This window comes from Pseudomonas lini, assembly GCF_001042905.1.
GTDB classification, from domain to species: domain Bacteria; phylum Pseudomonadota; class Gammaproteobacteria; order Pseudomonadales; family Pseudomonadaceae; genus Aquipseudomonas; species Aquipseudomonas lini.
Window position 1 is genome coordinate 113300 of the sequence record NZ_JYLB01000009.1, and the last position, 13932, is coordinate 127231.

A 13932-nucleotide genomic window follows, 5' to 3' on the forward strand; every position below is an offset into this window, starting at 1 on the left:
ATGAACCTTAAAACTGATAACCGACACCGGCGTAGTAGCCCCAGCCGTTGGAACGGGCGCGGAAGTCACCGTCGCCGAAATTCAACTCGCTGCCGTCGTCCCAGTTGCCGCCGTTGTGGAAGTAACGGCCGACCAGGGTGAAACGCAAGTGGGTGAAGGCGTAGAGCAACACGTTGGTGGCCACGGTGGCGTTGGCGGTGCGGGCCGGGTTGTCCTTGTGCAGGTCGGAGCCGAAGTCGAAGTTGGTGAAACCGATGTAGGTCAACGACGCGCCGTTGCTGAAACTGCTGATGGGCACGATGTATTTGAGCTGGGCGCGGTAGCCGTCCCACGAATACTCGTTGCTGGCACCGTAGTTTTCCCACTGGTAGCGGCCGTAGAAGTTGGCCGACAAGTTGACCCGCGAATGGGTGTCGATGTCGGTACCGAGGCCGCTGTACAGCGTGTTGGCGCGATTGGCGCTGTTGCTGCCGTGGTCATAGATCCAGTCGAACGCCACGTACCATTCCTTGAACGGCCCGACGGCCAGGCTACGGCCGGCCAGGTAGTCGATGGAAATCCGTGGTTCGTGCTCCATGAACACCGGCGAGCCATGGTCCCAGACACCTTTGTCATGGCTGTTGCCAATGTCGAAGATCTTCGGAATGTCGATGTAGCCGTACAACTCGAACGGCCCCTTGCGGCCGAAGTACTCATATTCCAGGTAGATATCGTCGGCCGGTTGCGGGCCGAAGCTGATGTCTTTGCTGCCGATGACGGTCAGGTCCTGGTTGAACCAGTCCGACAGGTAGGGGCCTTTTTTCGGCGGGCTGGCTTCAGGGCTGAGGGCTTCGCCCTGGGCGGATTCTTCGGCGGTGGCCGGTTGGGCCAAAACGTGGCTGCTGAGTAGTCCTGTAACGCTGGCCAGCAGCAAGGAAACAGCCAAAGTGCGCGAGCAAGTCACGCGGCTGGAGGTGCAGTGCATTAAAAATCCCTTTTTGTGCGGATCGAAAGCCCGGTGGTGCGGGTTTGCGCGGTCAGGTGGCGAACAGGCCGGTATCGGCGACTCGCAAACGTTTGCACAAGGCATACCAGTTTTGTTCAAAGCACGGAGAAATCTAAGGAATTGACGGTTTAACTGTCCTTTCGGTCAAGTAATTCGGAGGGATAGGCAGAACGAGTGATATTCAGGGCGAAAGGGATCTGGCGGTATATGCACCAAAGTGGTGTCGACTGCTCCCTGTAGGAGCTGCCGCAGGCTGCGATCTTTTGACTTTGGGCGATTTCAACTCTGCCGAAGATCAAGATCAAAAGATCGCAGCCTTCGGCAGCTCCTACAAAATGGGGTTGCTGTAGAATCCTCGGCATTGACTTCACAAGGTGCACCCCCGATGAGCGAGCCGATTCGTCTGACCCAATACAGCCACGGCGCAGGTTGTGGCTGCAAGATTTCGCCCCAGGTGCTGGAAGTGATTCTGGCCGGCAGCGGCGCGCAAAACCTGGACCCGAAACTCTGGGTCGGCAACGCCTCGCGCGATGACGCGGCGGTGTATGCCATCGACGAAGAACGCGGCGTGGTGTCGACCACCGACTTTTTCATGCCGATCGTCGATGATCCGTTCGACTTCGGTCGCATTGCCGCCACCAATGCCATCAGCGATATCTACGCCATGGGCGGCGATCCGTTGATGGCGATTGCGATTCTCGGCTGGCCGGTCAATGTGCTGGCGCCGGAGATTGCCCGGGAAGTGATTCGCGGCGGGCGTTCGGTCTGTGATGAGGCGGGGATTCCTCTGGCTGGCGGCCATTCCATCGACGCGCCAGAGCCGATCTTCGGCCTGGCCGTGACCGGGCTGGTGGAAAAGCGCCACATGAAGCGCAACGACACCGCCACTGCCGGTTGCTTGCTGTACCTCACCAAACCCTTGGGCATCGGCATCCTCACCACGGCCGAGAAGAAGGGCAAGTTGCGCAATGCCGACATCGGCCTGGCCCGCGACTGGATGTGCACCCTGAACAAACCCGGCAGCCGTTTCGGCAAACTCGACGGCGTGACCGCAATGACCGACGTCACCGGTTTTGGCCTGCTCGGGCACTTGGTGGAGATGGCTGACGGCAGCAACGTGACCGCCCGCATCGAATATGACCGGGTGCCGCGCCTGCCGGGTGTCGAGTATTACCTCGATCAGGGCTGTGTGCCGGGCGGCACGCTGCGCAATTTCGACAGCTACGCCAGCAAGGTCGGCCGGCTCCAGGAGTTGCACAAACGTGTGCTCTGCGATCCGCAGACCAGCGGCGGCCTGCTGATTGCGGTCACGCCTGAGGGCAATGAACAGTTTCTGGTGGTGGCGGCCGAACTCGGCCTGACCCTTGAACCGATCGGCGAACTGGTTGAGCGACAGACTAACGCGGTAGAGGTGTTTTGATGTCCATCGACTTCACCGATTACCGCGACATTTTTCTCAACGACCGGCCGATGATGGATACCCGCGCGCCGGTCGAATTCCTCAAGGGCTCATTCCCCGGCGTGGTCAATTTGCCGTTGATGAATGACAACGAGCGGCAACGGATCGGCACTTGCTACAAGCAGCAAGGTCAGCAAGCGGCCATCACGCTGGGACATCAATTGGTGTCCGGCGAGATCAAGGCCGAGCGCATCCAGGCCTGGGCCGATTTTGCCCGGGCTCATCCGGATGGTTATTTGTATTGTTTTCGCGGCGGCTTGCGTTCCCAGATCGTTCAGCAATGGCTCAAGGACGAAGCGGGTATCGACTATCCGCGGGTCGGTGGCGGCTACAAGGCCATGCGCACCTTTTTGCTCGATACGCTCGATCAGGCCATTACCCAGTGCGATTTCGTTTTGCTGGGCGGCATGACCGGCACTGGCAAGACCGAGGTGCTCACGCAATTGAGCAACGGGCTGGACCTCGAAGGCCACGCCCATCATCGCGGCTCCAGTTTCGGCAAGCGCGCAACCGGCCAACCCTCCAACATCGACTTTGAAAACCGCGTGGCGGTGGACGTGCTGAAGAAGCGCGCCCGCGGCATCGAACAGTTCGTGCTGGAAGACGAGAGCCGCGCGATTGGCAGTTGTGCCTTGCCGCTGCCGCTGTATCAGGGCATGCAGCAGTTTCCGATGGTTTGGCTGGAAGACAGCCTGGAAGGTCGGGTCGAGCGGATCCTGCGCGATTACGTGGTGGATTTGTGCGCCGAATTCATCGAGGTGCATGGTGATGAAGGGTTCGTGCTGTTTTCCGAGCGTTTGCTGGCGAGCCTGAACAATGTCCAGAAACGTTTGGGCGGCGAACGTCATCAGCGGATGTTGACCTTGATGGAAGACGCGCTGGCAGAACAGGCGAGCAGCGGTGCGGTGGATTTGCACCGGGGCTGGATCGAAGGGTTATTGCGCGAGTATTACGACCCGATGTATGCGTTTCAGCGGGAGAAAAAGGGCGCGCGGATCGAGTTTGTCGGGGAGCGGGGGGCTGTCATTGAGTATCTGCGGGAGCGTGGCAAACAGCTGCTTTGATGCTGTTTTTGCCGGCCTCATCGCGGGCAAGCCCGCTCCCACAGTGATCTGTGGTGAAACACAGATTTGTGATCGACACTACCCCTTGTGGGAGCGGGCTTGCCCGCGATGGGGCCGTGACAGGCACTATAAAACTCGAAGCCACCACGATCACCGCTTACGTCGGACAGCTCTCCTGACCGTTATCCAGCCCCTGCTTGTAGCTGTGGCTCTGCAGGCTGGCCTTGCCGTTGTGCCAGGTCAGCGTGAGCACGTACAGCGAGTCGTAGTCGTTCGATTCCCAGTCATCGGTAATGTTCTGTTTTTTGCCGACGGCTTCCCCGGCGACTTTGTTGATCAGCTCGGGCAGGTAGCCGTGGGACCAGGCCGTATAAATGACCGAGTTGTGATACTTGTCGTGCAGCAGTTCATCCGCCAGGTCGCTGGTGTCGTTGGCCGAGAAGTTGATGTTCACCGGCAAGCCGAGCTTGATCGCGCTGGGGCTGATGGTCATCAGGGGCCGGATGTAACTGTAGGAATTATCCAGTTCGCCTTCCTCGACATTGCGTGTCGGGTTGGCGGCAAACACGTAATTGGCCTTGCCGAATTTTTCCGGCAACAAGGTGGCCAGGTCGATGGCGCGGTTCAGCCCCTGACAATTGAGCTGACCCAAGCCGCCGGCGGGTTTCTCCGCGTGGCGCAGAAACACCAGCGTCTGAGTGCCATCCGCCGGTTGGGCACGGCTTTCACTGGACTCAAGCGACAAGAACAGCGCGCTGACCGCCAGCAGGGAGGGCAGGAAGATATAGGCGCGATGCTTGAAGCGTTTGGCGAATTTCAATGGATTCATCATCGAATTGGTCATCTTCAGCGCATTCGTTTAAGGCTGACAAACCTTGACACCGCGAGCTCCCAGCATCGGGTGTATTCCATGTCGTTGACCCGGTCTGTTTCCTACAGGGCAATCCTCAGAGTCCTCTGAAGCCCTTTGGTTCGATCCGAGCGAGGTGCCTGGCACTTTAGCGGCAACCTTTTATGGATTGGGGGAAAGGTTATCGACAGGATGTTGCGGATTTAAGTAAACCCGGAGTGGCCGTGAAAAGATTGCAACCGTCGGTCGGCGATCCTGGATTATGCTCAACCCTTTCTTTGTACCGGATGCTCCTTATGACCGATTTGTCTGCATTCCCCATCACTCAAAAATGGCCGGCCCAGTACCCGGAGTGGATCCAGCTCTATTCCTTGCCAACGCCCAATGGTGTCAAGGTTTCGATCATGCTCGAGGAAATCGGGCTGCCCTACGAGCCGCATCGTGTGGGCTTCGACACCAACGATCAGTTGTCCCCGGAATTTCTGTCGCTGAATCCCAACAACAAGATCCCGGCAATCCTCGACCCCCACGGTCCAGGGGATCAACCGCTGGCGTTGTTCGAGTCCGGGGCGATTCTGATTTACCTCGCCGACAAGAGCGGGCAGCTGCTGGCGCAGGAATCGGCGGCGCGTTACGAGACCATTCAGTGGCTGATGTTTCAGATGGGCGGTATAGGGCCGATGTTCGGCCAACTCGGTTTTTTCAACAAATTCGCCGGCAAGGACTACGAAGACAAGCGTCCCCGTGATCGCTACGTCGAGGAAAGCAAGCGCTTGCTCCAAGTCCTTGAAGGCCGTCTGCAAGGGCGCGACTGGATCATGGGCGAACGCTATACCATTGCCGACATCGCGACCTTTCCGTGGGTGCGCAACCTGATCGGCTTCTATGAGGCCGGCGACCTGGTTGGTATCCAGAATTTCCCCAACGTCACCCGCGTGCTGGAACGTTTCCTGACAAGGCCGGCGGTGATTCGCGGGCTGGAAATCCCTAGGCAACCCCTTTGATTTATCGGCTGAACCTGTGGGAGCGGGCTTGCTCGCGAAAGCGGTGGTGAGTCAGTCGATATCAATGTTGAATGATAGGCCGCCTTCGCGAGCAAGCCCGCTCCCACAAGGTTCTGTGCTGGATGCGGCGATTGTTATCGAACCGGTAATGCTTTGTTCCGTGTCTGAGGTTTGTGCCTCGCGCCTTGCAGGGCATAAGCTTCGCTCCCTACGATTTTTGTCTCATCCGCCGTTTTTCAGGAAGCCCCATGCCCAGTCAGTTCCCCGAAGCACGTCCACGCCGTCTGCGCCGCAATGCGAGCCTGCGCAGCCTGTTCCAGGAAACCGAGTTCAGCTTGAGCGACCTGGTGCTGCCGATTTTTGTCGAGGAAGAAATCGACGATTTCGTGCCGATCAAGAGCATGCCTGGGGTGATGCGTATTCCCGAGTCGAAGCTGGCCGGCGAGATTGAGCGTTACGCTCGGGCCGGGATCAAGTCGGTGATGACGTTTGGCGTGTCCCATCATCTGGACAGCAGCGGCAGCGACACCTGGAGCGACAACGGCCTGGTGTCGCGCATGTCGCGCATCGCCAAGGACGCCGTGCCGGAAATGATCGTGATGTCCGACACCTGTTTCTGCGAGTACACCGACCACGGCCATTGCGGCGTGCTGCACCACCACGAAGTCGACAACGATCAGACCCTGATCAACCTCGGCAAACAAGCCGTGGCGGCCGCTCGCGCCGGCGCTGATGTGATCGCACCGTCGGCGGCCATGGACGGGCAGGTCCAGGCCATTCGCCGGGCGCTCGATGAGGCGGGTTTCAGCCAGACCGCGATCATGGCCTATTCGACCAAATTCGCTTCGGCGCTTTATGGCCCGTTCCGCGAGGCCGGTGGCAGTGCACTGAAGGGCGACCGCAAAAGCTATCAGATGAACCCGATGAACCGCCGCGAAGCCGTGCGGGAATCACTGATGGACGAGCAGGAAGGTGCCGACGCGCTGATGGTCAAACCGGCCGGCGCGTACCTGGATGTCATCCGCGACATCCGCGAAGCCTCGCGTTTGCCGCTGTCGGCGTATCAGGTGAGCGGTGAGTACGCGATGATCAAATTCGCCGCCCAGGCCGGGGCCATCGATGAAGACCGAGTGGTGCGTGAGAGCCTGGGGGCGATCAAACGGGCCGGGGCGGATTTGATCTTCACCTACTTCGCGATGGATCTGGCCCTGGCCGGGATCTAAAAAATCAAAAGATCGCAGCCTGCGGCAGCTCCTACAGGTGCACTCAATTTCATGTAGGAGCTGCCGAAGGCTGCGATCTTTTGATCTTCAGCCGAAGAAAGACCGAATTTCACGGTCCCGGAAATACCGCTCGATCACCTTCGGATCGGCGCTGTAGTCGGCAATCGCCACATACGTATCCGGTCGCAGCAGGTAAAACCCGTTGCGCGCCAGCCCCGCCGTTTCAAACGCCGGCCGCCAGTCGAACACCTGCAACGGTAAGTGATGCTCGGCGCACCAGGCGATCATCTCGTCGCTGGTGTCGCCATACACATGCACCTGCCAGCTCGGATTTTTTAGTGACTCGAAATTGTCCCCTTCACCGTCGTGGGCCCAGGGCAGGCGATCACCGCCGTGAACATGGCCAGCAACGCCTTCGCTCAACGACATGCCGCGATAGTTGAGGGTGGTCTGCGACACCGTGCGAAACAGGAATTCCCGAGCAGCTTCCAGCGATGTCATTTTCGGGATCAAGAAGGGGGCCACGCGGGTGCGCAGCAAGTCGGCAATTCGCCCTTCGGCCGTGACGAAACTGAAAACCCGGTCAGTAGTTGCCACCAATCGCCGGGCAAAGGCGATGCGTTCGGTTTCATAACTGTCGAGCAGTTTGGTCGTGGCGCCACCGCTCAACACCGCCGCGAGTTTCCAGGCCAGATTGATCGCGTCGCCAATCCCGGTATTCATGCCCTGGCCACCCGCCGGGCTGTGGACATGGGCGGCATCACCCAACAGAAACGCGCGCCCGGTGCGAAAGTGATCCGCAACCCGGTGATGCACACGGTAGGTCGAGAACCAGTTCACCTGATCGATCTGCACCTTTAGATGCTCGATGGCCCGGCTGCTGACGTCTTCAAACTGGAGGGTTTCGGCGCGGTCAGCACGCTCGTCGCGAACCGTGCCGATCAGGCGGGCGCGACCTTCGCCAGCCAAGGGAAATACGGCGAGGAAGTCGGCTTCATCAAGGTCCACATGCAGTTCACCGTTGAACGTGGGGCCGCGAGCTTGCACATCAGCCACGTAGAAAATCTGCTGGTAAGTGCCGCCCGGAAAACCAGTGTCCAGCGTCTTGCGCACAATCGACCGGGCGCCGTCGCAGCCGGCGAGATAACAGGCCTGGCAGGTTTCTTGCTGACCATCGGGCAAGCGCAGCCGGGCGGTGATGCCGTCGCCGGTTTCCTCGAAGCTTTGCAGTTCAGTGTTGCGCTCCACCGTAATACCGAAGGCCTCCAGGCGTTCGATCAGCAGGCGTTCGTGCTCGTCTTGCGGATACATTTCCAGAAACGCGTAGGGCGTCAGACCTTCGCCGATGGTGCTCAGCGGCAGGCGCGCAACCGGTTCGCCCTTGACCCAGAAATTCGCCGCGGCCACTTTATGGCCGTTTTGCACAACGGTGTCGCTGAGGTCGAGCTGGCGATACAGTTCAAGCGTTCGCGCCTGTACTGCCAGCGCACGTGAAGTGGTGCCGGGTTCCGACGTCTTGTCGATAATGCGCACCCGAATTCCCAGTTTGCTCAGCCACAGCGCCAGTACCAGCCCGGTCGGGCCGGCGCCGATGATCAGCACGTCGCTACGGTTCATGAGCTGTCCTCCTCGGTATGTGGATCAAGTATGGTTCAGCCCGGATGCACTGGCCTCCCGGCTGCCCAACGGAAAACCACCGCTACGGAGCGGGGGGCAGGGGAACAGTCCGCGACTGTCACAGTCATAGCCTGCGCCATGCCATTGATCGTATGGTTAACCCGGCTCAACGGATTTTGATGGAGCATCATGCAAGCCAATCGATTGATCATGAGCGTCGCGGCACTGTTGGTCCTGGCCGGTTGCGGTAGCCAACGCACGCAGGAACCGCCGGCCCGCAAGCCTGCCGAGGTCAAGGCCGAGATCATGCGCCTGCTGCCGGCCAAGACGGTCGACCGCCAAGGCTGGGCCACGGACATCTATGCAGCATTTGCCGCGCAAAAGATTCCACCGACCACGCAAAACCTGTGTTCGGTACTCGCGGTCACTGAGCAGGAATCAACGTTTCAGGCTGATCCGCGGGTACCGGGCCTGGGCAAGATCGCCCGGGACGAGATCGACCGTCGCGCCGCGAAGGCCCACATTCCCGGCCTGCTGGTGAGCGGTGCCTTGCAGGTAAGCTCACCCAATGGCAAAAGTTACAGTGACCGGCTGAATGCCGCGCGCAGCGAAAAAGAACTCAGCGCGATTTTCGATGACTTCATCGGCATGGTGCCCATGGGGCGGACGCTGTTCGATGGTTTCAACCCGGTGCACACCGGTGGGCCGATGCAGGTCAGCATCGATTTTGCGGAGCAGCAGGCGCGGGATTATCCCTACCCGGTGGACGGCTCGATTCGCCGCGAAGTGTTCACACGTCGCGGCGGTATGTATTTCGGTATCGCCCATTTGCTCGGTTATCCAGTGAGCTACAAGCAGCCGCTGTATCGCTTCGCCGATTTCAACGCCGGTTGGTACGCCAGCCGCAATGCGGCGTTTCAGAACGCGGTAAGTCGTGCGACCGGTATCCCGCTGGCGCTGGATGGCGATCTGGTGCGCTACGGTTCGATCATGCCGGGTACCACGGAATTGGCGGTGCGCACCCTCGGCAAGCAATTGGACATGCGCAACCTGACCATTCGGGATCAATTGGAGGAGGGGAAAGGTCTCGAATTCGAGGACACCAAGCTTTATCGGCGGGTTTTCGCCCTGGCCGAACAGGCTGAAGGCCGACCATTACCCCGGGCGGTGTTGCCGGGGATCCTCCTGCAAAGCCCGAAAATCACCCGCAAACTCACCACAGCGTGGTTTGCCAAGCGAGTCGATGAGCGTTATCAGCGCTGCATGAAGCGCGCAGGGATGTGACTGAACCAAAAATGGTCAAAAAAACCAACGCTTAACTGACAATTCGAACGCAATCTTCGGCAACTGCTACAAAGAGAGAGTCGCAGAGGAGATTTAGTCATGTACCAGCTCTACGGGCACCAGAACTCGGGTGCGGCCGCCATCGAAGCCGCGTTGGAACTGTGCGAGGTTCCTTATCGCTTCATCGATGTTTCATCGTCCCCGGAGGCGGTTCAGGCATTGGAGAAGCTCAACCCGCTCAAGCAGATTCCCACCCTGCAATTGCCCGATGGCGGTGTTCTGACCGAGAGTGCGGCCATCCTGATCCATCTGGGCCTGACGTTCCCGGAGTCGAACCTGCTGCCGGAAAACCCGCTCAAGCGTGATCAGGTTATTCGGGGGCTGGTGTACATCGTCAGCAATTGCTATGCCGCCATCGGCATCATCGATTATCCCGAACGCTGGCTGGCCGAGGCGGACGAATCATCCAGGGAAAACCTTATAGCCGGTGCCCGCCAGCGCCTGCACTGGAGTTGGGAGGTGTTTGCCGATCAGTTCGCCGGCAAGTTGTACCTGGGCGAGGGCGCGCCGGGCGCGCTGGATATTCTGGCGGCGGTGGTGACACGGTGGGCGGGTACCCGAGAGCACTTGCGCACCGCGCGGCCGGGGTTCTCTGCCTGGCTTGAACGCTTCGACCGGCACCCTGCATTGGCACCGGTTTTCGCGCGGCATTGGCCATAGGAACACCGCCAAACAAATGTGGGGGGCTTTTGTGGCGAGGGGGCTTGCCCCCGTTCGGCTGCGAAGCAGTCGCAAAGCTTTTGGGGCCGCTTCGCGACCCAACGGGGGCAAGCCCCCTCGCCACAGGATCACTCGCCGCGAATGTACTGCTCCAACTGCCGAATCAGTTCAGCCTGTTCGGCAATGGCTTCCTTGACCAGGTCGCCGATGGACAGCAAGCCTATCAACTCGCCGTTTTCCACCACCGGCAAGTGCCGCAGGCGTTTTTCGGACATGATGCCCATGCAGGTTTCGACGGTTTGATGGGTGTCCACGGTGATCACCGGCGCCACCATGATGTCACTGACCGGTGTGCCGACGGAGGAGCGCCCCTTGAGCACCAGTTTGCGCGCATAGTCACGCTCGCTGATGATGCCGACGACCGCGCCATCTTTCAGCACCGGTAACGCGCCGACGTTTTTTGCGGCCATCACCATCAGCGCTTCCAGCACCATTTGATGAGGCGCAATGGTGTGGACTTCCTGATTCTGTTGGGCCTTTAACTTGAGCAGTTGGGCGACGGTTTTCATGGCGGTTTCTCGGGTGTTGTCGTTGTTCTTGAAGAATCGTAGAGACGCGCTCACAGAGCAAGGCAGAAAGCGGCAGATACCGCGCAAAAAGCGTCATTCAGCGATTTTTCTTTGTAAAAGTCCGCCCCTGAGCGACGAAAATCCCGTGGGAGCGTGGCTTGCCCGCGAAGAATGCACCGCGGTTTTTCAGGTACTACGCGTTATCGTTCTTCGCGGGCAAGCCACGCTCCCACAGGTTCTGCGTCTTAACTTACCGGCATTAGGGCAAGCCCCCTCACCACACCGTCGATCACGCGTAGAATTACCCCTTGAATCAGATCGTTGAGGTTGCAGTGGTGGATTTACAGCAGGGCTTCGTCCTGACCCGGCATTGGCGCGATACCCCGGCCGGCACGGAAGTCGAGTTCTGGCTGGCGACCGATGCCGGTCCCCGACGCATCCGCCTTCCGCATCAACCGTCGGTAGCGTTCATTCCGGCAGTCCAACGCGAGCAAGCCGAAACACTGCTGCGCGGCGAGAAAAATGTCGAGCTGAAGCCCTTGGCACTTCTGGACTTCGAACACCGCCCGGTGCTTGGCCTGTATTGCCAGCAGCACGGTCAATTGATGCGCCTGGAAACCACGCTGCGCAGATCAGGTATCGATGTATTCGAAGCCGACATCCGCCCGCCGGAACGCTACATGATGGAGCGTTTCATCACCGCGCCCGTTTTGTTCGGTGGCACACCCAGTGCCGAAGGCCTGCTGCTCGACGCGCAAATGAAACCCGACCCCGGCTACCGACCGAACCTCAGGCTGGTCTCGCTGGACATCGAAACCACCGCCCAAGGCGAGTTGTATTCCATCGCCCTGGAAGGCTGCGGCGAGCGTCAGGTGTACATGCTCGGGCCGCCCAATGGCGATGACAGCGCGGTGGATTTCCAGCTCGAATACTGCGACTCGCGAACCCTGCTGCTGAAAAAACTCAATGAATGGTTCGCCCGGCATGACCCCGACGCCATCATCGGCTGGAACGTCGTGCAGTTCGATCTGCGCGTACTGCACGAACATGCTCGCCGCTTGGCGGTACCGCTGAAACTGGGGCGTGGCGGTGAAGAAATGCAGTGGCGCGAGCACGGCAGCCGCAATCATTACTTCGCTTCGGCCGCCGGCCGGTTGATCATCGACGGCATCGAGTCGCTGCGTTCGGCGACCTGGAGCTTCCCCTCGTTCAGCCTGGAAAACGTCGCGCAAACCCTGTTGGGCGAGGGCAAGTCGATCGACAACCCGTACCAGCGCATGGACGAAATCAATCGCATGTTCGCCGAGGACAAACCGGCCCTGGCGAAATACAACCTCAAGGACTGCGAACTGGTGACGCGGATCTTCGCCAAGACCGAGTTGCTGACCTTCCTGCTCGAGCGCGCCAGCGTTACCGGTTTGCCGGCGGACCGCAGCGGTGGCTCGGTGGCGGCGTTCACTCACCTGTATATGCCGTTGATGCACCGTCAGGGCTTCGTTGCACCGAACCTGGGCAACAAACCACCGGAGGCCAGCCCCGGCGGTTTTGTCATGGATTCGCAACCGGGGCTGTACGAATCGGTGCTGGTGCTCGACTACAAAAGTCTCTATCCGTCGATCATCCGCACCTTCCTGATCGACCCGGTGGGCTTGATCGAAGGGCTCAAGCATCCCGACGACAGCGAGTCGGTGCCGGGCTTTCGCGGTGCACGTTTTTCAAGAACCCGGCATTGCCTGCCGGCGATCATCACCCGGGTCGCCGAAGGCCGTGAAACCGCCAAGCGCGAACACAACGCGCCGCTGTCGCAGGCGCTGAAGATCATCATGAATGCCTTCTACGGCGTCCTCGGTTCCAGCGGTTGCCGCTTCTTCGATACACGGCTGGCCTCCTCCATCACCTTGCGTGGGCACGAGATCATGCTGCGCACCCGCCAGTTGATCGAAGCCCAAGGCCACGCGGTGATCTATGGCGATACCGACTCGACGTTCGTCTGGCTGCGCCGCGCTCACGGGCAGACCGAAGCTGCGCAGATCGGCCACGCGCTGGTGGACCACGTCAACCAGTGGTGGCGCGAGCATGTGAAACAGGAATACGGGCTGGAAAGTGCCTTGGAATTGCAGTTCGAAACTCACTACAAACGCTTTCTGATGCCGACCATTCGCGGCGCCGAGGAGGGCAGCAAGAAGCGCTATGCCGGGTTGGTTACCCGCGCCGATGGCACCGATGAAATGGTCTACAAGGGCCTGGAAACCGTGCGCACCGACTGGTCGCCGCTGGCCCGGCAATTCCAGCAGGAGTTGTACCTGCGCATCTTCAATCGCAAGCCCTATCAGGATTACGTACGTGACTATGTGCGCAAGACATTGGCCCGTGAGTTCGACGAGCGCCTGATCTATCGCAAACGCCTGCGCCGTACCCTCGATGATTATCAGCGCAACGTGCCACCGCATGTGCGGGCTGCGCGAATCGCCGATGACTACAACGACCAGCAGGGACGTCCACGGCAATACCAGAATGGCGGCTGGATCAGTTATGTAATCACCGTCGCCGGCCCCGAGCCGCTGGAAATCCGCAGCGCGCCTATCGACTACGACCATTACGTCACCCGGCAGCTGCAACCGGTGGCGGATGCGATCCTGCCGTTCGTGGATGATGATTTCTCAACGCTGATTGGGGGGCAACTGGGCCTGTTTTGAGTCCAGCAGCGACAACGTCCAGCCATCCGGTATGCCATGAAAATACTGATCCAGCGCCTGATGGAACAGGCTGCCTTTTGGCGAAACCTGGGCGAACAGCGTCATCGATGAGTGAAACTTGAGGTTGTCGGGATGACCGAAAATCTTGGCGATCGACTGATGAGGAACGTCCAGGACCAATTGCGTGCAGGCACGCAAGCGTGGACCCAGTAACGGATGCTCCAGGTACGCCGTGGCTTCTTCGCTGGAGCGAATGGCAAAGTAGCGGGACATCTCGCTGTCGCCCAACCCGGAAAACTGCGGAAAGATAAACCACATCCAGTGCCGGCGCTTCTGGCCGGCGCGCAGTTCCTCCTGCACCCACTCGAACACAGGGTCCTGCGCCTGGACGAAGCGTGGCAAATTGAACGAGTCGAGCTGATCGGTACTTCTCATGCCGATGCCCTCTGACAGAACCGCGA

The 13932-nt window shown here is 59.7% G+C and carries 12 protein-coding genes; 7 read left to right on the forward strand and 5 right to left on the reverse strand.

Features of this window, described 5'->3' with window-relative positions; all coding sequences use genetic code 11:
- Positions 1 to 7: 7 nt before the first annotated feature.
- Positions 8 to 964: a nucleoside-specific channel-forming protein Tsx gene (locus TU81_RS23745; protein WP_048396783.1), complete on the reverse strand. Its 957-nt coding sequence runs from the start codon at positions 962 to 964 to the stop codon at positions 8 to 10.
- 406 nt (positions 965 to 1370) lie between these two features.
- Here TU81_RS23745 and selD point away from each other — a divergent pair, with 406 nt between their 5' ends.
- Together selD and mnmH are read left to right on the forward strand one after the other, a co-directional pair.
- The gene (gene selD, locus TU81_RS23750; RefSeq protein ID WP_038982365.1) at positions 1371 to 2405 is read left to right on the forward strand and encodes a selenide, water dikinase SelD; all 1035 of its coding nucleotides are present in this window, start codon (positions 1371 to 1373) and stop codon (positions 2403 to 2405) included.
- A complete protein-coding gene (gene mnmH, locus TU81_RS23755) occupies positions 2405 to 3508 on the forward strand; it encodes a tRNA 2-selenouridine(34) synthase MnmH (RefSeq protein WP_048396784.1) in 1104 nt (367 codons plus the stop codon). The genes selD and mnmH overlap by 1 nt, the downstream gene beginning before the upstream one ends.
- Before the next feature lie 157 nt (positions 3509 to 3665).
- Here mnmH and TU81_RS23760 read toward each other — a convergent pair whose 3' ends face one another.
- Complete coding sequence (locus TU81_RS23760) at positions 3666 to 4337, reverse strand: histidine phosphatase family protein (RefSeq protein ID WP_390176105.1); 672 nt, start codon at positions 4335 to 4337, stop codon at positions 3666 to 3668.
- A gap of 317 nt (positions 4338 to 4654) precedes the next feature.
- Here TU81_RS23760 and TU81_RS23765 point away from each other — a divergent pair, with 317 nt between their 5' ends.
- Together TU81_RS23765 and hemB are read left to right on the forward strand one after the other, a co-directional pair.
- Entirely contained in the window at positions 4655 to 5362 is a 708-nt protein-coding gene (locus TU81_RS23765; RefSeq protein WP_038982367.1) for a glutathione S-transferase family protein, read from the forward strand.
- Positions 5363 to 5610: 248 nt separating this feature from the next.
- Positions 5611 to 6585, forward strand: coding sequence for a porphobilinogen synthase (gene hemB, locus TU81_RS23770; protein ID WP_048396786.1), 975 nt, complete (start codon positions 5611 to 5613; stop codon positions 6583 to 6585).
- A gap of 87 nt (positions 6586 to 6672) precedes the next feature.
- Here the strand turns inward: hemB and TU81_RS23775 are convergent, their stop codons facing one another.
- Positions 6673 to 8202 (reverse strand): FAD-dependent oxidoreductase, encoded by a 1530-nt coding sequence (locus tag TU81_RS23775; protein WP_048396788.1) that lies wholly within the window; start codon positions 8200 to 8202, stop codon positions 6673 to 6675.
- A gap of 189 nt (positions 8203 to 8391) precedes the next feature.
- On the opposite strand from TU81_RS23775, the gene TU81_RS23780 reads away from it, so the two are divergent.
- Positions 8392 to 9486, forward strand: coding sequence for a DUF1615 domain-containing protein (locus TU81_RS23780; RefSeq protein ID WP_048396790.1), 1095 nt, complete (start codon positions 8392 to 8394; stop codon positions 9484 to 9486).
- A 99-nt stretch (positions 9487 to 9585) separates the two neighbouring features.
- Positions 9586 to 10206, forward strand: a complete 621-nt coding sequence (locus TU81_RS23785; protein ID WP_048396793.1) for a glutathione S-transferase N-terminal domain-containing protein — start codon at positions 9586 to 9588, stop codon at positions 10204 to 10206.
- A 128-nt stretch (positions 10207 to 10334) separates the two neighbouring features.
- Here the strand turns inward: TU81_RS23785 and TU81_RS23790 are convergent, their stop codons facing one another.
- Entirely contained in the window at positions 10335 to 10775 is a 441-nt protein-coding gene (locus TU81_RS23790; RefSeq protein WP_038982372.1) for a CBS domain-containing protein, read from the reverse strand.
- Positions 10776 to 11110: 335 nt separating this feature from the next.
- Here TU81_RS23790 and TU81_RS23795 point away from each other — a divergent pair, with 335 nt between their 5' ends.
- Positions 11111 to 13471 (forward strand): DNA polymerase II, encoded by a 2361-nt coding sequence (locus TU81_RS23795; protein WP_162232632.1) that lies wholly within the window; start codon positions 11111 to 11113, stop codon positions 13469 to 13471.
- Here TU81_RS23795 and TU81_RS23800 read toward each other — a convergent pair.
- Positions 13436 to 13906 (reverse strand): DUF1810 domain-containing protein, encoded by a 471-nt coding sequence (locus tag TU81_RS23800; RefSeq protein WP_038982373.1) that lies wholly within the window; start codon positions 13904 to 13906, stop codon positions 13436 to 13438. The genes TU81_RS23795 and TU81_RS23800 overlap by 36 nt on opposite strands.
- Positions 13907 to 13932: the final 26 nt, after the last annotated feature.